The 25107-nt window shown below is 44.9% G+C and carries 21 protein-coding genes; 13 read left to right on the top strand and 8 right to left on the bottom strand.

Annotated elements, in window-relative coordinates; genetic code table 11:
• Positions 1-367: 367 nt before the first annotated feature.
• From JMI88_RS01410 to JMI88_RS01445, 8 genes are all read left to right on the top strand, one after another.
• The gene (locus tag JMI88_RS01410; protein WP_201360145.1) at positions 368-628 is read left to right on the top strand and encodes an Ada metal-binding domain-containing protein; all 261 of its coding nucleotides are present in this window, start codon (positions 368-370) and stop codon (positions 626-628) included.
• Positions 629-1025: 397 nt separating this feature from the next.
• Complete coding sequence (locus JMI88_RS01415) at positions 1026-1724, top strand: vWA domain-containing protein (protein ID WP_236022764.1); 699 nt, start codon at positions 1026-1028, stop codon at positions 1722-1724.
• Between the two features lie 13 nt (positions 1725-1737).
• The gene (locus JMI88_RS01420; RefSeq protein WP_201359966.1) at positions 1738-3801 is read left to right on the top strand and encodes a protein phosphatase 2C domain-containing protein; all 2064 of its coding nucleotides are present in this window, start codon (positions 1738-1740) and stop codon (positions 3799-3801) included.
• Between the two features lie 56 nt (positions 3802-3857).
• Entirely contained in the window at positions 3858-5183 is a 1326-nt protein-coding gene (locus JMI88_RS01425) for a protein kinase domain-containing protein (RefSeq protein WP_201359967.1), read from the top strand.
• An 81-nt stretch (positions 5184-5264) separates the two neighbouring features.
• Complete coding sequence (locus tag JMI88_RS01430) at positions 5265-5630, top strand: TerY-C metal binding domain-containing protein (protein WP_201359968.1); 366 nt, start codon at positions 5265-5267, stop codon at positions 5628-5630.
• Positions 5627-7630 carry a right-handed parallel beta-helix repeat-containing protein gene (locus JMI88_RS01435; RefSeq protein ID WP_201359969.1) on the top strand — a complete coding sequence of 668 codons (2004 nt, stop codon included), beginning with the start codon at positions 5627-5629 and terminating at the stop codon, positions 7628-7630. Before JMI88_RS01430 ends, JMI88_RS01435 begins: the two co-directional genes overlap by 4 nt.
• A gap of 63 nt (positions 7631-7693) precedes the next feature.
• The gene (locus JMI88_RS01440) at positions 7694-9364 is read left to right on the top strand and encodes a hypothetical protein (protein WP_201359970.1); all 1671 of its coding nucleotides are present in this window, start codon (positions 7694-7696) and stop codon (positions 9362-9364) included.
• Complete coding sequence (locus tag JMI88_RS01445) at positions 9361-9888, top strand: hypothetical protein (protein WP_201359971.1); 528 nt, start codon at positions 9361-9363, stop codon at positions 9886-9888. The genes JMI88_RS01440 and JMI88_RS01445 overlap by 4 nt, the downstream gene beginning before the upstream one ends.
• Positions 9889-10095: 207 nt before the next feature.
• On the opposite strand, the gene JMI88_RS01450 is transcribed toward JMI88_RS01445, so the two are convergent.
• A complete protein-coding gene (locus JMI88_RS01450; RefSeq protein ID WP_201359972.1) occupies positions 10096-10407 on the bottom strand; it encodes a hypothetical protein in 312 nt (103 codons plus the stop codon).
• 212 nt (positions 10408-10619) lie between these two features.
• Between JMI88_RS01450 and JMI88_RS01455 the strand changes: the two genes are divergently transcribed.
• The 4 genes from JMI88_RS01455 to JMI88_RS01470 all read left to right on the top strand — a co-directional run bounded on the left by JMI88_RS01455 (position 10620) and on the right by JMI88_RS01470 (position 17971).
• Positions 10620-12875, top strand: a complete 2256-nt coding sequence (locus JMI88_RS01455; RefSeq protein WP_201359973.1) for a DEAD/DEAH box helicase — start codon at positions 10620-10622, stop codon at positions 12873-12875.
• Between the two features lie 55 nt (positions 12876-12930).
• Complete coding sequence (locus JMI88_RS01460) at positions 12931-14685, top strand: DUF262 domain-containing protein (RefSeq protein WP_201359974.1); 1755 nt, start codon at positions 12931-12933, stop codon at positions 14683-14685.
• 144 nt (positions 14686-14829) lie between these two features.
• Positions 14830-16296, top strand: a complete 1467-nt coding sequence (locus JMI88_RS01465) for an McrB family protein (RefSeq protein WP_201359975.1) — start codon at positions 14830-14832, stop codon at positions 16294-16296.
• The gene (locus tag JMI88_RS01470; protein WP_236022781.1) at positions 16271-17971 is read left to right on the top strand and encodes a DUF2357 domain-containing protein; all 1701 of its coding nucleotides are present in this window, start codon (positions 16271-16273) and stop codon (positions 17969-17971) included. The genes JMI88_RS01465 and JMI88_RS01470 overlap by 26 nt, the downstream gene beginning before the upstream one ends.
• Positions 17972-18001: 30 nt before the next feature.
• Here the strand turns inward: JMI88_RS01470 and JMI88_RS01475 are convergent, their stop codons facing one another.
• The gene (locus JMI88_RS01475) at positions 18002-18274 is read right to left on the bottom strand and encodes a hypothetical protein (protein WP_201359977.1); all 273 of its coding nucleotides are present in this window, start codon (positions 18272-18274) and stop codon (positions 18002-18004) included.
• 612 nt (positions 18275-18886) lie between these two features.
• On the opposite strand from JMI88_RS01475, the gene JMI88_RS01480 reads away from it, so the two are divergent.
• On the top strand, positions 18887-19279 hold the full coding sequence (locus JMI88_RS01480; protein WP_201359978.1) for a DUF1398 domain-containing protein: 393 nt from the start codon (positions 18887-18889) through the stop codon (positions 19277-19279).
• Between the two features lie 235 nt (positions 19280-19514).
• On the opposite strand, the gene JMI88_RS01485 is transcribed toward JMI88_RS01480, so the two are convergent.
• The 6 genes from JMI88_RS01485 to JMI88_RS01510 form a co-directional block, all read right to left on the bottom strand.
• Positions 19515-20090, bottom strand: a complete 576-nt coding sequence (locus JMI88_RS01485; RefSeq protein WP_201359979.1) for a hypothetical protein — start codon at positions 20088-20090, stop codon at positions 19515-19517.
• 111 nt (positions 20091-20201) lie between these two features.
• Positions 20202-20396: a hypothetical protein gene (locus JMI88_RS01490; protein WP_201359980.1), complete on the bottom strand. Its 195-nt coding sequence runs from the start codon at positions 20394-20396 to the stop codon at positions 20202-20204.
• A gap of 65 nt (positions 20397-20461) precedes the next feature.
• Entirely contained in the window at positions 20462-20653 is a 192-nt protein-coding gene (locus JMI88_RS01495; RefSeq protein WP_201359981.1) for a carbon storage regulator, read from the bottom strand.
• A gap of 156 nt (positions 20654-20809) precedes the next feature.
• A complete protein-coding gene (locus JMI88_RS01500) occupies positions 20810-21415 on the bottom strand; it encodes a hypothetical protein (RefSeq protein WP_201359982.1) in 606 nt (201 codons plus the stop codon).
• A gap of 318 nt (positions 21416-21733) precedes the next feature.
• Positions 21734-23311, bottom strand: a complete 1578-nt coding sequence (locus JMI88_RS01505; protein ID WP_201359983.1) for an NAD(P)-binding protein — start codon at positions 23309-23311, stop codon at positions 21734-21736.
• A gap of 298 nt (positions 23312-23609) precedes the next feature.
• Positions 23610-25001 (bottom strand): hypothetical protein, encoded by a 1392-nt coding sequence (locus JMI88_RS01510; protein ID WP_201359984.1) that lies wholly within the window; start codon positions 24999-25001, stop codon positions 23610-23612.
• Between the last annotated feature and the right edge of the window lie 106 nt (positions 25002-25107).

Raw genomic sequence — 25107 nt, forward strand, 5'->3', positions numbered from 1 at the left:
CATAAAGACCATATTATTAATTAATAATTGCTATCATTTCTAGCTACTACTACATACAACGAAGGATGAGTTTAATAGTAATTCGGAGTATTTATATCAGATTCATAAATGCGGCTAGATGAATGTTGATAACCGTTTTTTAGAAATAAAGAAGAAATCAAAAACAAAGGGGGATTTAATTTCATATCGTATTAATAGTTGCCAGACTTCTCTTCAACATAATTTGACCTTCTTCTTCACCTTCGTATACATATTGCTCTAGAAAATACAGATGTTGACGAATATAGATTTTATGTGATTAAATTGATATAGCTCTCCAAATAAATATTATAGCCTACAAACTATATGAAGGTGTATAACAGTGAAGATGTATACATTACTTAATGCTGATGGAAAGCCTTATGAGAGTTCTCAAAAAGGAACATTTGGTGGTCACAAAGGTCATAAAATATATGGACGTCTTGATTGCCCCAGCGCGAATCGGGCCATCGCTAACGGCCACTATGTCAAACATCGCGTCTTTTTTGCTGATGAAGCCACAGCTATCGCGGCAGGCTACCGGCCCTGCGGCAGCTGCATGAAAGAAAAGTATGCGCTTTGGAAACAGGCCCAGGTATCAGGTAACTGAAAATAAAGGTAACGTTTTCCTTCGTTATGCCAGATTTACGTCAACATTATAAAAATTGCCTCGGGAGAAAAAGGGGGCGAAAATCATTTATCTGTAGCTCTTCCTTGTTCAAGAAATTTACGCACTTAATGCTTGACAACGACATAGGGTTCCATTAATATATTGATCAGTTTAGATGGGCTATAAATAGATGGACATTTTCTAAATATACTCAATATAAAAGTCTATCCCATCCCGCGAAAAACTCATAAATGTCAGAAAAATACTGTTCAAGGGCGCAAAATTATAGCTCAATCATTCATTCTCTATCTAACTCTTAATAATGCTGATTTTGGAATCCAAACAAATATCCATTTTATGAATATCACAACATAAAGTGAAAGTGAGATGCAATACTATGACGACACTTCCAGGCGGCGAAATGTCTGGTCGCCCTCTTCATTTTATCTGGATTGTTGACTGTTCAGGCTCTATGCAAGGCGAAAAAATCCAGTCCCTCAATAACGCCATAAAAGACATGATACCTGCGATGCGAAATGTTGCCCATTCTAATCCCCATGCACGTGTACTCATGCGTGCGCTAAAATTCTCTAGTGGTGCGACCTGGCATGTAACCCAGCCTATCCCTGTTGAGCAATTTCAGTGGCCCGATCTTGAGGCTGGCGGTGTAACTGATATGGGACGAGCACTATTGATGGTCGCAGAAGAGTTGAAAATACCACCTATGGATCCACGTGGACTTCCACCTGTTCTGGTACTCATTTCTGACGGCCACCCCACAGATGACGTCAGCAAGGGGATCAGCGCCATTATGGAACAGCCATGGGGAAAAAAAGCGGTGCGCATCGCCATTGGTATTGGACACGATGCCGACCACAATGTCCTGCGACGCTTTATTAATCATCCAGAAATTCAACCATTACAAGCGAACAACGCAGAGCAGCTCGTCCATTACATTAAGTGGGCCTCGACTGCCGTACTCCAATCCAGTTCCTCACCCGCTGTAACTGACACCTCTACTCACAACGGTTCCGGCCTCCACATTCCGGTTCCCGCACCGACAAATACTATGCCGATCGATAGCGATGTTTGGTAAGGACAACAATACCATGCAAGATACGCATGTATCAGAATGGGGCATTATAGAGGCTTCTGTAAAAGGAGCTAATCATGTGCACCTTAACCTGCCCAATCAGGATGCCAAACAAACGCTCCAACAGCCTGACTGCTCTTTAATAGCAGTTGCGGATGGGCATGGAAGCAAGGCTTACTTTCGCAGCGAGCGAGGCGCGCAACTTGCCGTTGAAAGCGCTATCACGGAGATGGAATATCTCCTGAACCAACTGCCTCCCTTAACAGATCTAAGCCAGGCAATGGTTGACCATTTGCTCAAGTCATCACCCATTGCAATTGTTGAACGGTGGCATAAACACGTGGAAGAGGATATAAGAGCCAATCCTCTTCCAGAAGGGAATGATCAGCATAGTTACCCATTCAAACCATATGGAACCACACTTTTGAGCGTCTTAGCTACCCCTTCCCTCATTTTTTATAGCCAGATTGGCGACGGCGATATTCTTGTGGTGACAGAGGATGGACATGTCCGTGAACCCATTCCAGGCGACACGCGTCTTTTCGCAAATGAGACCACATCTCTTAGCACAAAGCACGCCGAACGCGATTTCCGCATGGCCTTGGACGAGGTGGGTAGAGAACAAGGCGGCAAATCTACTCCAGCGCTCATTATACTTGCCACTGATGGCTATCGTAATTCGTTCAATAGCGAAGCAGATTTCTTCAAAGTCGCGACCGATATTCTCAATCTGCTCAGGCGACAAGGGCCAGATTATGTTCAACAACACCTGGAAAGCTGGCTGCAAACAGCAACGGACCAGGGAAGTGGCGATGACATAGCTGCGATATTCCTTTGGAATAAACGCCTGCTTCAGCCAAACAGGCAAGCGACACTGGCCCAGGATTATTGGCAAGCATCTACGGGAGAGAAACCAGTGACTCCAGGTTCAGGAGCAGAAAACACACAGCGACAATCTCAAGAGGAAAACGATAACACCGATGCAAGTACAATGCCTGACAAACTCTTGCTGAGCAATGCCAGCTTTCATCATACGTCAAAGAAAGCAGGTGGCGGTGTCGAGACTCTTTTTACGAGCAACGTTGAACCTCACAGAGCCGATAAGAGAACCACACTATTCGTCTCTCAAGAGCCTGGCACAGGGTACTATGCAAGCATTACAGAGGCGTTAAAATCTGCTTCTGATGGAAGTACAATTATCATTCATCCTGGCGAATATCGGGAACAACTAAGTATTGAGCGCGATGTGTATATTGAGGCAAAAGAACCCGGCCAAGTTGTTATTAAGTCTCCCGTGCCGTGTATAAGTTGTCATGCTCCCAATGTTCATATCACTGGGCTTCGTATCCATGGTCAGAATCAGCAAGATATTCGAGATCAGCCAGCTGTCTCCCTTGGTGATGGCTATTCTGAGTTCATAAAGTGTGATATCAGCTCAGAGTCTCAGCTCATAGTTGGCATTTCTGCTCAGAATACGTCTTCTCTTTTTTCAGAGTGCACAATACATGACAGCAATGCACTCGGTTTTTTGCTTGAAGAATCGGCTCGATGTGAAGTTAAACAGTGTAAGTTTCAAAACAATCGGGAAACACATATCGTTCTGGATGCAGCAAGCGAACTTGCATGTGATGACAGTATATTCTCGACCAGTGGAAAACACGGGATTTATATTGGTAAGGATTGTTGCCTTATACTTACGCATTGCACAATTGAAAAATATGCAGATAGTGGTGTTTGTTTGCGCCAGAACAAGGATGCTCTTCTAGAAGACAGTATTCTACAAGAAGGGCTGAGGATTGGCTTATCTATTATTAAAGGTCACTGTATGGTGCGAGGTGGGGCGATTAAGAATCAGCAAGAGTATGCTATATACGTACAACAAGAAAGTACACTTCGTCTTAACAATGTAAACGTCCAACATCATCATAGCGATATACCAGCTATGACTGCTTTACAGCAAAGCACGATACACATTGAAGCGTGCGATCCTGTGGATGTCAGTGACAACTGGTATTTCAGCGATCCTAGTAGCCAGATTGATGTACAAGTTAATGCAACTCCCTCCCACAATATTGATTAACATTAAAAAAAATCAAAAAATATATTTTATTAAATATAGCATAAGGAAGGTTTTAAATGACAACCCATCATATGTTACAACCTCATCAGAAGCTACAAACAAAGTCTGGTATGACATGTGTGGTACAAGAGTTTCTAGGTGGTGGCGGTCAAGGTGAAGTCTATCGTGTGAGCCTGGCACATACATCTATGGCCCTTAAATGGTACTTCCCACAATTTGCTACAAATGCACAATATCAGGCTTTAGAGCGTCTGGTGCACAAGGGTGCTCCAGATGATCGCTTTCTCTGGCCTCTTGATTTGATTGAGCGTAGCCACGAAAGTGAGCTTGGCTATCTCATGCCCCTACGCGATAAGCGCTATGTTGATATTGTAGATCTGATGAAGCGACGAGTTGCCATCACCTTTCGAGAGCTGGCAACCGCCGGCCTGCAATTAGCGGACAGCTATAATCAACTCCATGCGCGTGGCCTTTGCTATCGCGACATTTCATTTGGGAATGTATTTCTAGATCCACAAACCGGTGAAATCCTCATTTGTGACAATGACAATGTGACAGTAAATGGTGAAACAACAGGAGGCGTGCTAGGCACATCCCGCTTCATGGCACCCGAAATCGTACGCCATGAAGCTCACCCAACGGCTCGTACCGACCTCTATTCTCTCTCGGTCCTTCTTTTCTATCTCTTCATATTTCATCACCCCTTGGAAGGACAACGAGAAGCTGATATCCATGTTCTGGACGTTCATGCCATGGATAAAATCTACGGCACAGAGCCAATCTTTATCTTTGATCCCAACAACACAACCAATCGACCAGTCAAGGGATATCAGGACAATGCCCGTGTCTTCTGGCCGCTCTATCCTCAATTTCTACGAGATATTTTTACGCGTGCGTTCACTGATGGATTGCGCGATCCCGAACATGGGCGAGTACGTGAAACTGAGTGGCGTAACGCCATGGTCCAGTTGCGTGATGCCATATTCTATTGTCCTCATTGCCAATCACAGAATTTCTACGATGTCACGGTTCTTAAGCAGAATAATGGAAAGCCCAAGCCTTGCTGGAATTGTAAGAAAGAGGTTACTCTTCCCTTCCGCCTGCGGTTGGACAACCACATAGTCATGCTCAATCACGATACAGTGCTTTATCCACATCATATTGATCGCAAACGCAAATGGAATTTCTCTCAGCCGGTTGCCCAGGTGAACCAGCATCCATTAAATCCACAGATGTGGGGTCTGAAAAATCTCTCCAATGAGAAGTGGATTCTGACCAAAGTGGACGGCTCCAAACAGGAAGTAGAACAGGGACGTAATGCTCCGCTTATTGCTGGCAGCAAGATCAATTTCGGTGATGGAGAAGGCGAGATACGCTATTAGCCCTCGTCGATTTTCTATTATAGCCAGAGCATGATCATGCCAAAGTACGCAACAAACTAACAATGTAAGGAAATATTCTTTATGAGCTTTCCAGCCAACGTGGTCATCGTAGTCAGTCGATGCGCGCAGCAAAAAAAGGGCTTTTGTATCCGTTTGGAGGAGAAGGTGTTGGGGCAATGGTTCGCTGACTGGGCCTTTACTATTCAGGAGCAGCAGGTCAGGCGTGAAGGCTACGATTCTAATGAAATCAATGGCTCTATTTTACTAGACAAGGACTATCCAGGTTGCCCTTACTGCGAAAGCGTAAGTATTGTCCTCTGTCGAGCCTGTGATAAAGTTGCCTGCTATGATGGCTCTAATTCCAAAGCCATCTGCCCCTGGTGTGGAAATCATGGCGAAATCATTCATGAGCGTATTAATAGTCTGCGCGCAAGAGGTGACATTTGAGCGATATTCCACGCAAGATTCTTTGTCGCATTGTCGCAGAATATTCACGCGAGATGTGGACTGATCCCCAAAGATGTATCGCTCTGTTCATGGACCTGTGCGCCGAACAAGGCGGCTATCAGCAATATCAAAGCCAGTTGATGGTGCTTCAAGAGTCCTTAAAAAGTAAGTTGGTCGACAATCTAGCAAAAGCGGGCGGAACAACAGGTCTACCCGTGGAGGCTGTCATTTCCCAGGCAACAAAACAATTACAAGCCGATAAAGGCTTTGAAGGTCAACTAGCTCTCTGGTGTATGGAAACCTGGGCCATCGCGCTCCACCGACTGTCAGAAGCAACTTCAAAAACATATTCTTCGCCCATTTTAACCGTTTCAGCTCAAGGCGATGGCCACTATCGCACCGTATCCGAAGCACTGTACAATGCAGGCCCGGGGCACACTGTGATTGTAAAACCTGGTGTGTATAGAGAATCACTCGTCCTGGAAAAACCACTTAAGCTTATGGGTAGCGGGCCAGTTGAAACTATCGTGATTGAGAGCCTGGATAAGCCATGTATTACCCAAAAGGATGCCACAGTTTGCATTCAGGGGTTAACACTGCGCAGCCACATTAACACCCAAGGGGAACGCTTTGCCACAATCGAACTGCGTAGAGGGCAATTAGAGCTAGAGAATTGCGATGTCTCTTCTCCCTCTTACGCCTGCATTCATCTTTCTGGTTCTGATGCTCTAGCCACAATAACTAGCAGTCACATTCATGACGGCAAGGAATACGGCATCGTAATTGAGAATAAAAATCAGAGTGTGATTCAGGACTGCCACATCTTTGGTCACGGACAAGCCGGAATAACAATTAGCAAAGATGCAAACCCTTACATCAAGAACTGTACGTTTCATTGTAAACGCGGGATCAATGCCCTCATTAGCAATCAGGGCCAGGGAAAAATTGAGAACTGCGAGTTTATGGAGAGTGGCTCGTTTAGTATCGAGATCAGGCAAGGCGGCAATCCCCACATCCAGAACTGTACCATTCATAACAGCCTCATGAGTGGCATCCGTATCAGGCAAGATGGTCAAGGACTGATAGAGCAATGCGATTTCTCGGAAAACATTCTCACCGGAATTGAGGTACGCAGTGTTGCAATGCCCACGATACGTGATTGCCAGATCCATCACGGCAAAGGAAGTGGCATACTTGTTTGGGACCGTGGCCGCGCCCAGATTCAGGAGTGCAACATCTACGCCAACACTATTGCCGGGATTGAAATCAAGCAAGGTGGTGACCCTCACATCAACCATTGTCAAATCTATCATGAAATGGGAACTGGTATCCTTGTTCATGACCATAGCTATGGTACCATCACGCACTGCACTCTGTATGAAAACAAGCAAGCAGGCATAGAGATTCGTGAGCACAGCAATCCCACAATTCAGGATTGTAGTATCTCACGCATGGGATATGCCGGTGTACTGATTCACAACGAGGGCCGTGGCGTTCTGGAAAACTGTACCCTTTCTGAGAATATCAAGGCCAATGTCTATATCTCACAACAAGGAGCTCCTACGCTGCAAAAATGCTCGATTCATAACGCCAAAGATTATGGTGTACTCATAGAAAATGAGGGGCAGGGCAGGCTCGAAGATTGCGATATCCAGCAAAATTCACTGGCTGAGATCAAGATTGCTGGCCAGAGTAATCCCACTATACATCACTGCCACATTCACGATGGTAAAGGACATGGCATTCTCATTACGCAAAAAGGACGCGGTACGATCGAACATTGTGAAATTAGCAAAAATGCAGCCACTGGGATCGAAATTAAACAATCCAGCACTCCACTTATTCGCCGATGCAAGATCCAGCAACAGGGTCAATATGGAGTAGCTGTATACCAAGAGGGGAAGGGGATACTTGAAGAGTGTAATTTACAGCATAACGCGCATGGACCACTCTTCTGCGCTCTTGACACCCACCTTCAACAATACCAAATAACTGTTTAATCTTTATGTTTCTATACTTTTTACTTAAAAATATTTCCACAAGGTACATAACGGAGACAACATATGGGTATACGTGAGTCGAAACTTGCTCAGAATACACACTATAGTCACATTGCAACAGACCTCGCTAATTTGATGGAAGAAGGCCTAAAATTAGGCGCCTCGGAGAGTGTACAGCGCGTCGAATTAATCTGTGAACAATACAAATCACTTACTCCCCACACCGCCTACTTATGGCTCAATCCTTCAGGTTTTCAACACGAGATTGAAGATGCGCAAACCAATACACGCTGGATGCATATTGTACGAGGCATACGCAATTTTTTTAGCCTGGCTCCACTTATAACAACCTGGCTGGGTTTATATGAAGGAGTAAATGCTTATCAACAATATATTTCAACCCCAGGTAATAATAAACAAGGATCGTTTTTGACGCTCTGGCAAACTGGCTTCGACGGTCGCGTCTTACCTTTCACGGCGACAGCGCTCCTGGATGTCATCTTCTTAATTGGCTACCTCCTTCTTATTTTATGCGAACAATACCTGGATAGCCAAGTAATTAATAAAGCAACGCAATATACAAAGGACTTACAAGGCAAAGTTGATGAACTGGTCAAATGTGTCGCTGAGGATGGTTATCCTCTGATCACTGATCAGTCTGATATGGATCGAGCTGTTAATGGAATTAAAAGTGTCGTTGATAGTACGACAGAGGCACTTAAACAAATTGTAGATCATACAGTAACCTCTCTCAACACGATGATGGAGCAAAATTTTAAAGACTTTAAGCAGTGCTTGAGCGATAACACCGCGCTTGTAAAAACGAGTATCGATGGTGCAGCACAAACCAACGCCACTGCGCTGGAGAAAGTAGAACAATCACTCAATTTACTATTAAGCAATACCCATACCACAATCAAACAATATACTGATCACGCCACAGATACCCAGAACCAGAGTTTGACACGCTTTGAGCAAACGCTACAAACAACGCTGAAAGACACCGGATCTAATATAAAAGATATGGTGAATACAGCGACACAATCCATCGCAACCACTCATACGAACGTAGAACAACTCATGACACACACGATAGTACCTATGATGGAGGGCTTCCACCAGGATATGACGTCGCTGCACACTGAGCTGGCAAATTATCAGGGACGCCTCAATGATCTCTCACATGTCAGCCAGGAGCTAGCAACCGCCAGCCAGGGACTTTCAAATGTCTCTCAAAGTCTGCTTGATAACGCAGATCAGTACATCGAAGTTGGCCAGAATATCAGTGGCCAGATTGCCGCTCTCAATGCTACCCAAAAAGAGGTGTTGCATGAAATTGAAGGAGTAGCTGGAGGTGTTACAACCGCAGCAGGCCATATGAACATAGCCAGTACCAATATGATTAATGCTACCCAGCAAGTCGAACGCCTTGCAACGCGCTTAGAAACAAACCTAGATCACACTATCGAACAAATGTCGCATAATCTTACATATGCTCAAACCCAGACAAACCATGCGGTTAAACAGCTTGAAGGTGAAGTCAACACAACTATCGAGTTAACATCTAAAGATCTTCAAAAAACCAGCCATGTACTATCTCAGGTTGGTCCCGAACTCGTACAATCAGTCAAACATTTCAAACAGGCTAGCCAGGATTTATCTGAAATCGAGGTGCGCTGGCCATTCAAAAAGCGTCGCTCCAAAAGTGTTGCCGCGGCGGGAGGACGTGCATGAGCAGACGTTCCATCCGGAATGCGCCAGTCTCTGTTGGCTGGCTCTTTGCTGATCTATTGCTGGCGCTCGCGATGATTTTTCTCATCGCGAACACCACCATTACACCGATCAAAGCGAGTATCCATCCCAAGCCTATGGCAACGCCGACAGCCACTCCATCCCCAACGCCACTACCGATTCCAAGGCTTGAGTTACAGCCGCATCGTTTTACGATCAATATCGATACAACTGGTTATCTCAATAATGCTCCTGATGCCATTAATAGCGCCAAAGAGCAAATTCGCAATCAGAGCTTTCTTAAAGGTCGCAGCGTGGGGCTTGTAATCGCCTATGGAGGGGCGCCAACAACCGATGATATTCCTGCTGCCCTTGATATTGCCGCCAAAACATATGATGTATGCAAAATTATAGGAAAAGATCACTTTGCATTCGAAAACGCATCCTATTACACCGAAAAACTTTATCGCCTGGGAGACTCACCTAACACAGTAACAATTGACGTCTTCCTTTTTAAGGCATCGTAGGAACCTTACACCTGGCCAAAAGATAATCAATTAAATAACACTTGAGAAAAATGAAAGATTCTAAAGACATATGAAGATGTATACATTGATCGGCATTGATGGGAAGCCATATCAGAGTGAGCAGAAGGGGACGTTTGGTGGTTATAAACCAGACAGGATATATGGCCGCTTCGATTGTCCGAGCGAGAATAATGCCATCGTCAAGGGTCAGTATTCCAGCATCGCGTCTTTTTCGCCGACGAGCTCACGGCCATCACGGCAGGCTATCGGCCCTGTGCCCGGTGCATGAAAGATCGCTACCCCCTCTGGAAGCAGGCTGAAGGCCAGGCGGCAGGAGATAAGAAACGAGCACTGGAAATCTCCGTCCGCTCTGTGGATATTGATGCGCGGGCGGCAGCTATTTATCCGCACATCAAATATCCCAGATGATGCGGTTTGCCAGATTTTTGCCGGAAATTGAAGGAGGCGCACATCAAAAACATAAGCAAAACATACGCCTTTAGAAATTTGATTCCGCAAACACTTTCCCCTTTTTATGCAAGGCATTGCTACCAACTTAAATATAGAAAATGCAGGCAATCTAGTATTTTCAAATCATTGGATTTATTCTAGCTTTTTTCAGTTATGCTCTTATTAAGCTCCAAATGTATAGACAGATTAAATTTAATCGGCTAGAATAAGCTCCAAAAGCTTTGCTTAACATAAAAAGCAATTAAAAGTATGGAGGAGAGATGGATTTCACATGGACCAATGATAAGAAACCTACTTATGCAGCAGGAAAAGTATGGCAAGAGTTAAAAACTGCTCTTCAGGACGAAGAAGGTGTATGTTATCATGGCCATCCTATATTTTCTGCCGAAAATACGCAACTAGCCCCTGATATTATGTGTTTTCACAAACAATGGGGATTATATGTTATTGAATGTAAACCCTGGCGCTTAACGGATATTCAAAATATTCAAAATGACGTGTGGTTTATAAACCAACTTCAAGAAAGTCCTTACTCAACATTAGAAGATCAACTTTATAATGCCTTGAGCCACTTTACTCGTGAAAAACGCCTGAGAAATGGAAAAAATAACTTAATTGAGGGGCATTTATTTTTAGCTTTACCAAATATATATAGATCAGAGTGGGAAAAGAGAGGCCTAAGTCATAATTTAGATAAAAGCCATCATATCATTTTTGCTGAGGATTTGAAACCTGCTTTGCTCAAGGCATGTTTACAAAAACTTCCTGAAGAGGAACAACAGATGCCTTTAACGGAGGAAAGTTGGAAGATTGCATTGAGTATTCTCAAAGGCTCAAATATTTTAAAAAGAGAGCAAAGATCATTTGCTCAAAAGCCAGACACAAAAGCAGCTTATCTTCAGAATGTTGAGGAACAAATACAATTAATTGATAGTGAACAAGAAAGCATAGCTCTAAAAATTCCAGAAGGTCCACAACGTATCAGAGGCATTGCAGGTTCTGGCAAAACTGTTGTTATGTGTATGAAAGTTGCAGCAATGCATATTGAACATCCTGAATGGGAGATTGCTTATACATTCTATACGCGCAATCTATTTGGGCAAGTAAAAAATCTCATAACACGTTTTTACAAAAACTGGTCACATCTATCAGACAGAAAAGAACCAGATTGGACTAAAATTCATATTCTTCATGGATGGGGAGGGAAAGATGCTCCTGGACTTTATAGCCTCATTGCTAAAAATCTGGATGTAGAGCCACTCACCTTTTCTGAAGCGAAAAATTCATTTAAGTTCAAGGAGCAAAGCGAACTATTAGGACGATGTTGTAAACAACTGCTAGATAACAAAAAAAAGATACCACCTATTTATGACGCAATTCTTATCGATGAAGCACAAGACTTTCACTTCGACTTTTACAAACTTTGTTATGTAACATTAAAGTCTCCTAAACGGCTTATTTGGGCATATGATGAGGTTCAAAGCTTAGAAAGTCTTTCTATACCAACAACCATAGAAATATTCGGTACAAATAAAGATGGATCTCCAATTGTCGACCTTGAGGGAACTTACAAAATTGGAGAAAACGAAGAAGTTGAAAAAGACCTGGTTTTATATCGATGCTATCGTAATCCACGACCTGTTTTAGTAGCAGCCCACATATTTGGTATGGGACTAAAAAGAGCGCAAGGAGCAGTGCAATTTATACCCACTCAAGGAGGTTGGGAAGATATTGGATATAGGATCGTTGAGGGAAAATTTGAACCGGGACAAAAAGTCACAATACAAAGGCCAGAAGACAATTCGCCTCACCGTTTGGAAACACTTGTTGGATATGAAAATTTAGTTAAGTGGCAGGCATTTAACGACAGGAATGAGGAATTAGATTGGATAGCTCGACAAATAGCAACGAACATAAAAGTTGATGGTCTACGACCAGAAGAAATAGCTGTCGTTTGTCTGGATTGGAGACAGATGCACGAAAGTTTCAATAAACTCGACTTTAAATTAAGCCAAAGGGGAATCCAAGTTATTATCGCAGGCAAAAAAGGAAATAAAGAAATCTTTCACGAGGAAGGCAAAGTAACATTAGCAGGTATCTTCAGAGCCAAAGGAAATGAGGCATCTGTTGTATATGTTATGGGTTTTGATCAGGTAGATACCAACCCCAAACTAATAGTTCAAGACAGAAATCAGGCATTCACAGCCATGACAAGAACGAGAGGGTGGTGCATATTAACGGGCACTGGTGGAAAAGCTAAAGCATTATTTAAAGAAATTGATGAAATCATATCTAGCGGTCCTGATAAAATTACCTTTACAGTTCCTGATCCCAAAACAATACAGCGTAACCTTGACAGCTTGGAATACGAGAGAAGGCGCAACAGGATCAAAAAAGTAAAGGATCTTAGCAGTAAGTTGGAAGGAGAACTTGCTGAGCTAAAGGATACGGGACTACTCCAAGAAATTATCGGAAGATTACAAGTTATGCAAGACAAGCAGAACAAAAATCAATGACCACATTACCGCGTTCTCGTAAAGACCCAATACCAATAGAAAGAGATTTCAAAGCATGAGTTATCAAACTGAAACCATCGCAAATATTCTGCCACGCCTTAACACCAACTACTTCCTTCCAGCCATTCAGCGGGAATATGTCTGGCATCCTGATCAGATAATACAACTCTTTGATTCTCTTATGCGCGAATATCCCATTGGTTCTTTTTTATTTTGGCAAATAAAGCCAGAGAATCTAGATAAGTGGGACGTATACCATTTTATTCAGCACTATAAACAGGGTGGCACTCATAATGAGCTAGCCAATACAGCAAGTATTGATCCATTGACACTGATCCTTGACGGGCAACAACGCCTGACATCCCTTTACATAGGCTTAAAAGGATCCTACACGATCAAGAAACAGTATTTACAATGGAACAATCCTAAAGCATGGGTTAAACAAAGCCTTTATCTCGATCTTTTAAAGGATCCCCAAATTGGACCCGAAGATACAGAGGAAGGTATCCGTTTTGGGTTCCGCTTCCTAGAGAATGCTCCAGAGCCAGATGGGACTTCATACTGGTTTAAAGTGGGAAAGATTTTGAGTGGTATCAATTTCAATCAGTTTCATCAACTCCGCGAGCAAGAGATGGAAAAACTACCGGATACTACGACGAAAAATCAGATAAAATTATTCCAGCAAAATCTAGATTACCTCCACTATGCAATCTGGACTAAACATAACATAGCCTACTATACTGAGCAGGATCAAGACTACGATCGTGTATTGACCATCTTCGTCAGAGCGAATCAAGGCGGCACAAAGCTTAGCAAATCGGATCTCTTACTTTCTATGGTCACAGCAAAATGGGGAAATATGAATGCCCGTGATGAGATATATGCCTTTGTAGATAGACTTAACAACCAGTTGAGCAGAAAGAACGACTTTGAGAAAGACTTTGTTATGAAGACTTGCCTTGTGCTATCTGATTTACCAGTCTACTACAAAGTTGCAAACTTTAATAATCATAACCTTGCACGCATTCATCAAAATTGGAATAAAATTTGTATTTCAATCGAAGCGGCGGTTAACCTAATTAACTCATTCGGTATTGACCGTGAAACGTTAACCAGCGCAAACGCTATTATTCCCATTATTTACTATATCTATATGCATCCAAACGCCAACTTTCTAGGAAGCTCATCTTTCGAAGTAAAGAATGCGTCTATTATACGCAAATGGTTACTTACAGTACTGCTTTCTAATACATTCAGTGGACAATCGGACAGAGCATTGACAGCGGCTCGACGCGTAATTATTGAACAAGCACAACATAGTGATGATTTCCCAGCAAGAGCACTGAACGGTGAATTAAGACGCGCAGGAAGGAAAGTTTCATTAGACGAAGAGGGGATCAATGATATATTGAACCTTTCATACGGGAAGCCATTAACATTTCTAGCACTGTCTCTACTGTATGACATTACTAATTGGAGCACGATCTCCTATCAGCAGGATCATATCTTCCCGAAATCATTATTCCAGCCAGCTAAACTCAATAATACCTACCTCGGTAAAAATCAACGCGAGGAATATCTTGAAAAATTTAATCGAATCGGCAATCTGCAATTACTATTATCGAATGAAAACCAGGAGAAAGCCAACAAGCCCTTTGAAGATTGGATTAAGTCTCGAGATGAAAGTTACAAAAAATGCCATCTCATACCCGAAGATAATCAGCTGCTGAGCTTTGAATACTTTGGAGAGTTCATTGCTGCACGCGAAGAGCTGATACGTAAGCGCCTCCAACAAATTATTATGGAATAATAAATAGCCTTGAAAAAAGTAGTACACTCCAGGCTATCGCAATAGTAGTGTGTATAGCTATCTGATCTTCCTTTTTTAGGCAAAGCCAAAAGTTTAAGAGCATAGCCGATAGCTATTCTACCTTTACATACGAAGGGATACGACATGAATTATTACCTTTTTTCGGTTGAAAATAGGGCCATTACTTCTCGCCATCTTTATCCTTTGAATGAAGAACTTACATTAAGTTTTCCTGGGGATCTATTCTTCCCCTTTGAAATTGATGATCATATATTTCTTTTACATAAGATGGAGAAATGCATTCTTCCTTACGAATTTATAGTGGTAAAAATGAATAGGGACCATGGAACATTTGTAGTAAAAGTATCAGTAATTTACCAACAAGCTATTCCACTTCCAGCAATCAACCTGCTTCTATCTGAGGACCAAACAAAAGGAGATTTTACACAAATCTCAAAGCGAGAAGTTAAAGCTATGACTAGCCTGATGAGGATCCTCTCAAGCACAACAATTCTTTCTCCAGAACAAGCGGCATCAACATCTACTGCATCAAGGCAAATTGATCAAGCAGAGGAAGAGGACATTATATTTGATGAGAGGGAAGTGTTGGATTATGTTAAAGACTATATTCGTAACAAAGGTTACTATTTTGAAGATGAGGCACTTTATAACTATCATATCTGTCTAAAAACACGACCATTTGTCATTCTAGCAGGCCTCTCTGGAACAGGCAAATCAAAATTAGCTCAACTCTACACCGAAGCATTGGGACAACAACAACACTTTAAACGTTTATCAGTACGGCCTAACTGGAACGACGATCGTTATCTCTTAGGCTATCTCAACACGGTAACTGGAGAATACATTACAGAACCTGCGGTTGAGTTCATCATGGACGCGATGAAAGACCAAAGGAATCTTTATAGTCTTTGTCTCGATGAAATGAATCTAGCGCATGTAGAATATTATTTTTCGCAATTTCTCAGCGCCATGGAAGAAGATCAGCCAAAAGATAGGTGCATATCGCTACTTAGCAAACGGGCCCAGGCTCAATTAGAGCGAGAGAAAAAAGAAAATATCTTCACTGAAATCTATTTGCCGGAGAACCTTCTTTTCACTGGCACAATTAACATTGATGAGACCACCCAACCAATCAGTGATAAGGTAATCGATCGCGCTAATACTATTGAATTCTTCAATGTCGACCTTGAAAAAATCCCAGAGCCCCGGGAAACAAGCGATCCACTGAGGGTTTCAGCAAAAGCCTGGCAAAGTTATCAAGTAAAAAAACCAGACACAAGTTATCAATCAACGATTATTGAGATCAATAAAATACTCAAACAAGCTGACATTGGCATTGGCTATCGTATTCTGCATGAAATAGGGCTCTACATGGCCAATAACAATGGCCTGCTCGATACTCAAGTTGCCTTTGACCTTCAGGTTAAACAACGCATACTCCCCCGAGTTCGAGGCACAGAAAATATCGAGAAAATGCTCAATGAACTACTAGCTTTTAGCAAGAGTAACAAATTGACACGTACGGAACGAAGATTAACTGAAATGAAGAATAGGCTTAAACGTGATGGATACACAAGTTTCTGGCGTTAATAACTGGCTGACAATCAATGGAAACCCCTTAAACTTTGAACAAGGGACAGAGAATCAAGCACTCGAGATTGGAGAATATCGAGAAAATACAATCAGGCTCACCTCTCACGGGCCTGATGATACCGTCATATTTATTGACGATCAGAAGTTAGAGACAGCCATCCGCGGAGTCTGGACATGGAATACTAAACATTATGCAGGACTCTACCAAATCTCCGTAAAAGCTTCGAATCATCCAGAGCACATTACTTTTATTAGAGTTTATCCTCACAAGTTTACTCAGCACATCTATGAAAAAATGAAAAGTGATTTAAGTAAGATAGCTATTGACTTACTTTTTGAACTAAACTCACCCGCATTAGAAAAGGTGGATTATTCTCTACGTAGCGAAGAAACATCAGCGTTTCATGACTATAAGCAAATAAAATTAATTATCGAGCGTATGAAGGACATACTTTCTTGTATCCGTCGAAAGCCCTATGCTACATTGCAAAGCCATAGCATACCACAACAATTGCAAGAAATATCTCATTTCTCAAGCGATGTAATGCCTCTGCCAGGAGCAAAAATAAACTTGCGACCAAATCAGACGGGACAAATACATCTACCACAACACTGGATGGTGCCAGTGAGCAATTTGAGTTATGATAATCATGAAAACCGCCTATTGAAGCTTTTTTTGCGCGATCAACTGGTGACTAAGCTTAACAATATACAAGAACGTGCCGAAAAAGAGCAAAAAAGAGCTGAAGATGTTTTTGCTCGCTATCATAATAAGGAAGACGAGGGGAAAGTTCAGAAGCTCAAACATGTCATCAGAGATTGCCAGACTATGAAGCAACGCTGTATTAGCTGGAGCAACGAGCGTTTTCTCGAGAAGGTTCAGGTTACAACTTTGGCGAGTCACGCAACGCAACCGCTACTCAAAAATCCACATTATAACCGTTTCTATCAGCTTTATTTGCAGTTCCAACAGCGCCTACAGACGACCATCAACACAGATAAATACATAACGGCCCTTGCTTTACATAGAGTCAGCACACTTTATGAAATGTGGAGTGTTTTTAACATTACCCAAATAATTATTGCTGAGCTACTAAAAGTCGGTTATCGAATGATCTCAAACACCACTTTTTATCAGGTTGAAAGAACATACTTTCAATTTGATGTACATCGAAACGAAGCAAGTATCATTCTAGCAAAAGAAGACAATCGCGTTGAATTCAAATACGAGCCGATCTACCCCAATCAATCAACTGTTATTAATCGTTCCGCGTTGGTAAACACAAACTATGGCAACAATCCTTTGACACCAGATATGGCAATCGAAGTCTACAAAAACGAAGTGCCTTTATATATACTAATTTTTGACGCGAAATATCGCTGGAAAAAAGAGGCAAACGGAATTTACCCGAAGCAAGAAGATATGAACAAGATGAATACCTACTATAATAGTATTCAATATAAAAAGTATAACACTACCTTGAGAAAATCTAGCCTAGAAGACGTTGTGAGTAGCGCATATATTTTTTTCCCAGGAAGCAAAATCCATACACAAAATAAAGGGAAAATTGGTGCTCTTCCTTTTACACCCAACATGGCAGAAAATCATTTAAAGGAAGTGAAAGAAAAATTAAAGGACCTACTTTATTATGCATACCTTCTCGACGAATAACATCAGCAGGTGCGTCTTTTTGTTAATTATTTAGCCACTATTATTTGCCTTAGCCTTTTCCTGCCATTCGCGTTGAATGAAGACCGTGGTTGCAGCCAGGAGCATCCCCCCACCAACGACCAGTAAGAGGAACAATCCAGGGATGGTGTAGTCACTGAAAGGCGTACCTTGCAACCAGGCAACCGGCAGCCATCTATCAAAGTGAAACGCGTCAGTCAGAAGAGCGATACCACCATCAACGGCAGCCGATCCAATCAATACTTCTATGACGGAAAGTGTGATACGTATACCTCTGTATTTCAAAGTGGTTCTCCTTTCTGCTTGAGGATTATGGCTCCATACATATGGCCCAGAATACGGTTCCATGGTGAAGTGTAGTGCTTACCTCTCACTATACCCGCACAATGGATCAGTCAATTCTCACGGAAGGATCACATCCTAGGCTCGTTTGAAAATAGAGAGCGATGAGATTACAAGCCGTACTTTACCTTCATAGTAGGTGAAGCAAAAACCTTCCTCAACTCATTCTTCAGGATGGTTCAATTGAGCAGCATGCATAATGGCCTTGCGCTAATCGCGATGCGACCAGTTCCCTGACATGGGAAGCAGAGCCAACTGTGAGATAACGCGGTCCCTTCGGGGAGCGCATCCAGAGCGCCCAAGGCACCCGCAAGGATGTTTTGGGCGCTCGATCAAACGGCATTCGCGTCCTTCCGTGAACGTAAGGGGCAAATACAAGGCAGCGCCTGAGGTCAGCTTAACCGCCGAGACATATTGCCCAGATCAAAGCGACAGTTCGCACAAACCACTAAGCTCATCAGTAAAAGGGCAAAATTTTTTTGCATGGTACAGGTACAAAGAAAGCAAGAAACGTGACCTGTAGCTGCTAGCCTCCCGGTCGTGGTAGAATGTCCTATGTTTACACTTGAACAACTTAATGAGATACATGATCGCCTTGGCGCCATGGAGAGCTTCTCTCAGTACGTGCAAGCGCTTCAGGCGTTAGGTGTAGAAAAATATGATTCCTACCTCACTGACGGCCATTCCGAATTTTTCGGCAGGGATGGGCATAAGGTTGCCTCTCCTTCGGTCCACGACACGCTTTCCATTTGTAATAAAAGCGATAGTGAAAAAGTGCAAGCGCACCTCGACCTGCATAACCAGGGAAAGACAAGCTATCTGGAAATGTCTCAAGGACTAGCGGACAGCGGCATCGAAAAATGGACCGTGGATACGCATCGTATGACGTTTGCCTGTTACGATAAACAAGGGCGTCAATTGCTGATAGAAAACATAGACAGCAACTAACCTGTCCGATGCTGCCAGATGAAAAGCGGTTACACGAAAGCTGTCAGAAGATGACTTGATGCCTGGGATACCTGCTCTCCTCAATTCCTACCATACCATTCTTTTTTCTAAGATGCCAACTGGCGCATCGTAGAGAAAGAACGACCCTGTGTGGGAGCAGTTCTTTCTCTATTCAAACAGCAAAAGACTCATCTCCCCCTAATGTCGTCCACTCGTGCTCATAGCCACCACATCGTCAATTAGAGCGATCGCGCTGTGTAGTAATCGCATCGAACACACAGGAGGCCTGAGCCTTTGTGAGCAGGTCTTCAGGAAGTGGAAACTCCTGATGGATATGTAACACTTGCAGATGAAAGCGTCCGTAACTAAAAGGTGCCATGGCTTGCGCTCGTAACGCATCATGCAACGTTTTCCCAAAATGTGGAGGAAGCCGGAGTCCGCGCCGCGCCACAATGCGATCACTCGTCCCATCTACCAGTACCACAAGAAGGGGGATATATTCACCAGGAGCAACCTCAGGAGGAACGACATGCATATATGCATTCCCAAACAGGTGCCAGTTATATGGGATATCTCCCCACGATGAGAAACCATGAAAGTGGTAGCATAGAAACAGGATATGCTCTTGCACGAAAAGGGCCAGCTCTACCCGATTGTTCTGCACAGCGCTGATACGACTCTGTGAAATCTGCGATTCAGATAACACGAGTAGATGGTTTCCTTCTATATAGCTATAGAAATGGCCTTCCTTATCCTTCTGAATAAATGCAGGCCACGGAGCTCCAATCTGAAAAGGGTCATGATACGTCATTTTGCTTTTCCTCCTCAGGTTCCTCAGAACCTGTATCATTTCTATACACAAAAAGGGTCTGCAAGGAGGAATATCCTTGCAGACCCTTTTTGTTCAGCTCTGTGACAACCGCTAGCGGGGGTCTTTGGAGCGGGGACGATAGATGTTCACGCCAGCTTTGATTTGCTCATGTCCTGGTATGGAAACATTCCCATCTGTGCTAGCGATGGTGATTGATTTGCCACTTGCTGAGAAGCCGTATTCCTGGGTCAAATCAACGGTAATGATCAGTTTGTCGCCTTCAACATTCATGTCAATATTCTTCACTTTGTTCTCCTTTTTAACGTGATAGCAACTATAGCTCGTCAATATACCGCTCACTGGCCAAACAATTACTCTGATGCATTCTGCGTATCCTGGCCTGGTTGTGTTTCAGTAGACAGGAGCTCTTCTCGGACAATCGAGACGTCGGGTGGCGCACTAATGCCAAGTTTGACTCGCTCCCCTTCGACACCAAGCACTGCTATCTTAATGAAGCCAGCAATCACCAGGATTTCGCCAACTTTTCGCCGCAACACCAACATTTTTCTTCACTTCCTTCTTGTATGGCCACAGGCCACGCTCATTGGTGACAACATCCAGGATGACCCTCCAAACCGCGGCAATACATACTGCCTGCTTTCAATGGGCCTGTATAATCTCATGAACTTGATTGCTCCTCACCGCTCCGTCCTTTCTCTTTACCGTTCCTCCTGAACGATAAAGAGGCGCACCTGTAGCCCCATAGCTTCCTGGGGCTCCTCAAGATCCTGAGCGGTTAAAAACGTCATGCGTTTTGGTAGCTTGCTGGCATGAGCAAGTGCCAACGCTTTTTTCCTGGCAGCCTCGTACGCCGCGGCATAATCAGGATGACCCAATCCATCATCTCCATAGGTTCCGACACATCGGATATAGGGGAACCAGGCCTCTTTTTGCTGGAGAATCGTTTTCACCTCCTGGTAGGTACGCTCGACACCTGCAAAGTAGTAGACTGGCCGCTCGGGAGGAACAAGAATCACAACCGTTGGATCAAGGATCCGACCATCAGGCAGTGTATACCACCCATGCTCGTTAAGCACCACCTCGTCCTCAAGATCAACGACATACCAGCCCTCGACCAGTTTCCCGGCCGCCGAAAACGCCTCAGGCAAGTAGTGCACCATCATATCAATCACATTATCAAAACAGGTATTGGGATTCGCCCGCATGGCACGCGCGAATAAAAGCGAGAGATCAACGACCAGATCGTCTTGTCTGCGTTTTTCCTGGACACCCTTGCGGGCATCCTCTGAACGTAGATCGTTCATGATAGATCTCCTTTCATACAAAAAGGACCCACCACGTTCTATGCAGAACATGGCAGGCCTTCTGACATGGATATATATAAAGTTCTAGAAAAAGCATCCCATGCTGAATGCAGAGCAGAACAACAGGCCTACAGCAATGCGTCATCCTCACGATCATGCTGTTTGAGATGTCTTACACATACCGTCCCACTGGAGATGCTCCAGGAAAAAGAAGACGATATATCAACAGGTTGAGAGCATGCGTTTCTGCCATGAAGAGGGATAGAGCAATCGTGTAGGGAGGATGGGAGCCATTTCTCAGTGCAGTGGGGTGAAGCGTTAGCACTGCTGGCTGCGCAGGAGGTATTCCATCGATCGCAAGATGACCCCTGCGACAACATCGGGCAGACGAAACAGGAGGCCGGGTAAGAGCACTTCATTCATATTAAAGGCATTTCTAATGCCCAGGCAAAAGTAGCCAGGATAGAGACGAGCCCGCCCCGCAACCCCTGGCGCTCGCTGGACTTCAGAGTCATAGTCAAGGTCAACGGCTCCCAGATAGGGATGGTTAACACTCAACCCCATTTCCCGCAGCATATCAGCTTTGGGAGCATAACCAATCAGTGTGTAGAGCTCCTCATAGGGAAACCGCTGCACGACCCCATCTTCCTGTATCGCCACGGCCTGCCGTTGCTCACCATGCTCCAGGGACCAGTGCATGACATGCGAGACAATATGGCCGGTATCACGTGCTTCTTCAAATGCCGCGGCAACCTCTGGCAGATCTCCAGCCAGACGAAGCAACTGCATTTTCTCGGGGCTACGATACAGGCGCATCTTATGGCCATGATGCATCACTACCCTCCCAGGCTCAGCTAACGCTTCGTCAGGGTAATGGGTGAGAATCCGATAATCGATGTGCAATCCAGTACGGTTGAAGTGCTGAATCAGTTTGACCATTTCCAGCGTTGAGTTGGACAGACTGACAAAGAGCACCGTGCGTCCGTGATAGCGCCGCGCTTGCTCCCGCGTCCAGACCTGCTGCCAGCGGATGCCTGTTTCATGCGGCGCCACATCCGTGGTCATCACACCTGGCCGTGAGGGAGAAAGCGGTTCACCAACCCCAAGCGCATTGATCACAATGGGCGCCATGATCTCGTGGTGACGGCCAGCTACATCTTCATAGCAGATGCGGTGCCCGACATCCCCTGGTTGCACCGCAAGAACGCGCGCTTTGATAACCGTCGGTAGTTTCTCACTACTTCCACGCGCAATCATGTGCAACCATTCCATCACAGCATGACCCGCGCCCGGAGCAGCATCGAGTTGGTATTCCTCAAAGCGCAGCGGGAACGGGTTCGCTCTGGATGCTCCTCGCAGAAAATCCTGATTCCACACGCCACCACACTGGCCCGATTGATCGAGAAGCACGACATTGACGAATCCCACATCGAGCAGGGCTCGAGCTGCAAGAAGCCCGGCCGCACCGGCGCCAATAATCACAATGCGGGTTGTTAGTCCAACCTGGGCCGGAACCCTGAGACCCGCACGCGTGTAAGCCCCGGCCGCACCACGCCAGGTGACGCCACGTAATCCACATGCCTCACGATTGTTCTCCCAGCTTGCATCCACCTGGATATTCTCACGCCGGGTTCCCTGGTACTCAGGTTGAGGAACAGACAGGTGCGCGAGACTCTGACGCAAGAGCTGGCCCTGCGCCTGGAGCGAGGGAGAACGCAGGATCACATGCCCAAACAGCGTCCCAAGAAAATGAGAAGACTGATGCGCCAGGTAGCGCATGGTTGCGGTGCTGATCCCTTTATCAGCCAGCATCTGGGCAAGCAGATGTTCAAACAATGGTCCAATGTGCGCATGATCGCGTTTTAAGATCGCTACAGCTGGAATATTCTCATTCATAAGATCCATCCTTTCTCCGCCAGAAGGCGGTACGAGACTCCGATGCGATAGCAACAGGAAATTTCTCTTCAAGTGGAAAGAAAAAAAGACAGCCCTGGAAGGCTGTCTGCTCACATTGGGAACATAGTTGATTATCTTGAGAGAAATGAAATGGGTCTGGACGCAGAGGGATGCGTGCAGCATGCCACAGATGGGTTGCTCCTGGTGAAACGATCTCCGGCATGCTACCTGAGATCGTTCCCATACATGAGATCAGGCAGAAACCGTCTCCCCTCGGTTGTGTGTGAACATGGCATGGCTAGGCTGTACGGTGGGTTCGTGGCGTCTCGTCCTCAATCGTGCTCCAGAGGGATTGCATGCCGTATTCTCCGATTTCTGCTCGCCTGGCACGCGTTTCTGCTCGGACCTGTGCCGCAAGAGTAAACTGTGTCGCATCCAGTTCCAGGCCGAGTTCCGCCCGCGCCTGACGGACAGCAGTCTCAGTCGGCACATCAGGAATCGCAATCTCACGGGCCAGCCTCGGCTCCTCTTCCAGATCGAGCAAGGTGGATCGTGTGACCGTCGCGATCGCACGCAATGTGCGCTCAATATCTGCAAGGCTGTACTGACGCTCCGCCGGGGTTTCCTCGACGATCTCTTGAATCTGATCCATGATGCGATCAATCTCGGCATCCCCATAAAAGTTCAAGGCCCGTACCTGCGTGAGCAGATTATCCAGTTGTCTGACCGATTGATAGGCAAAGCTTTCTCCCGAGCGCCGTTGGAGCGTGGCGAGCACATCACAGGCAACCGTGTAGGTAAGATGACGCAACTGGCTGACAACCGATGAAAGAAAACTATCGAGGGCGGAATCAACACGTTCCTGCGCATGCATGCGCAGATCATGCTCAAGCACAGAACGCTGCCATTCTCGCCCTTGGGCCTGCGATCGGGCAAGATCCACAGAGAACGAATCCCCATCATCCTCACGTTCATGGTCATCTGAAACGTCATGGTTCACCCCCGTAGGCCCAAGCTGTGAGAAGCTATCGATCAGCACGTATCGAAAATCGAAGGTTTCGCGAATGTGCTCTGGGGACGGAATCTGAGCACTAATTCGATTACAGTAGGTGGCGACAAACCGTTCTTGCGTTTCTGTGATCAGTTCCGGGTGGGTTCCGCGCAAACGCCGATAGGTGTCAGCCGCAATCACTTCATATTCAGCCAGCACCTGACGGGTGAGAATGCGATGATTGGCGACAATATCATCACGCAACGCGTCATACTGCACTTTCAACGACTCCGTTGCATCCCGCCAGGCGACATAGGCCGACGAGGGAACAAATGCTCCGAGCTCGGTTCGGAATGATCGCTCCTTCAGGGCATGCCTGGCACCGCTTTCTATGCGCGCGAGGGCCTTCATATACGCGATCGGTAGTAAGCGCTTCTCGCCGAGAACAAGCCACCTGGACAGTTTTTCCCTCACCGTCTCATCTTCAACCCGTACCCCAATGTCTTCGAGCACCAGGCGCGTCGAAAATCGACAACGTCGAATATGCAATCGCACGAGCACACCATCCTGAAGAAGGCGCCGCCAATCAATCAACTCAAACGAGCGTGCACCAAAAAGCGTAGCAATCGTCTGTCTTCGCTGTGATTCGGGATGGGACCCTCCTTGCTCGGATTGGAGAGGCTGGTTGTTGTTTGTCATAAAAAACCTCGGATATCATCTGGAAACACGCATTTAGCAGAGACGCCATTTCCAGGCACTGCCTACGCATCTCGCTCCTCATAGGAAAAACGAGACAACAACAAAC

Source organism: Dictyobacter formicarum (genome assembly GCF_016587435.1).

What these genes read in the sequence shown, in the direction of transcription:
- JMI88_RS01410 (WP_201360145.1), top strand. Translation starts at nt 368, where the DNA reads ATGTATACATTACTTAATGCTGATGGAAAGCCTTATGAGAGTTCTCAA.
- JMI88_RS01415 (WP_236022764.1), top strand. Translation starts at nt 1,026, where the DNA reads ATGACGACACTTCCAGGCGGCGAAATGTCTGGTCGCCCTCTTCATTTT.
- JMI88_RS01420 (WP_201359966.1), top strand. Translation starts at nt 1,738, where the DNA reads ATGCAAGATACGCATGTATCAGAATGGGGCATTATAGAGGCTTCTGTA.
- JMI88_RS01425 (WP_201359967.1), top strand. Translation starts at nt 3,858, where the DNA reads ATGACAACCCATCATATGTTACAACCTCATCAGAAGCTACAAACAAAG.
- JMI88_RS01430 (WP_201359968.1), top strand. Translation starts at nt 5,265, where the DNA reads ATGAGCTTTCCAGCCAACGTGGTCATCGTAGTCAGTCGATGCGCGCAG.
- JMI88_RS01440 (WP_201359970.1), top strand. Translation starts at nt 7,694, where the DNA reads ATGGGTATACGTGAGTCGAAACTTGCTCAGAATACACACTATAGTCAC.
- JMI88_RS01445 (WP_201359971.1), top strand. Translation starts at nt 9,361, where the DNA reads ATGAGCAGACGTTCCATCCGGAATGCGCCAGTCTCTGTTGGCTGGCTC.
- JMI88_RS01455 (WP_201359973.1), top strand. Translation starts at nt 10,620, where the DNA reads ATGGATTTCACATGGACCAATGATAAGAAACCTACTTATGCAGCAGGA.
- JMI88_RS01460 (WP_201359974.1), top strand. Translation starts at nt 12,931, where the DNA reads ATGAGTTATCAAACTGAAACCATCGCAAATATTCTGCCACGCCTTAAC.
- JMI88_RS01465 (WP_201359975.1), top strand. Translation starts at nt 14,830, where the DNA reads ATGAATTATTACCTTTTTTCGGTTGAAAATAGGGCCATTACTTCTCGC.
- JMI88_RS01470 (WP_236022781.1), top strand. Translation starts at nt 16,271, where the DNA reads ATGGATACACAAGTTTCTGGCGTTAATAACTGGCTGACAATCAATGGA.
- JMI88_RS01480 (WP_201359978.1), top strand. Translation starts at nt 18,887, where the DNA reads ATGTTTACACTTGAACAACTTAATGAGATACATGATCGCCTTGGCGCC.
- JMI88_RS01485 (WP_201359979.1), bottom strand. Translation starts at nt 20,090, where the DNA reads ATGACGTATCATGACCCTTTTCAGATTGGAGCTCCGTGGCCTGCATTT.
- JMI88_RS01495 (WP_201359981.1), bottom strand. Translation starts at nt 20,653, where the DNA reads ATGTTGGTGTTGCGGCGAAAAGTTGGCGAAATCCTGGTGATTGCTGGC.
- JMI88_RS01500 (WP_201359982.1), bottom strand. Translation starts at nt 21,415, where the DNA reads ATGAACGATCTACGTTCAGAGGATGCCCGCAAGGGTGTCCAGGAAAAA.
- JMI88_RS01505 (WP_201359983.1), bottom strand. Translation starts at nt 23,311, where the DNA reads ATGAATGAGAATATTCCAGCTGTAGCGATCTTAAAACGCGATCATGCG.
- JMI88_RS01510 (WP_201359984.1), bottom strand. Translation starts at nt 25,001, where the DNA reads ATGACAAACAACAACCAGCCTCTCCAATCCGAGCAAGGAGGGTCCCAT.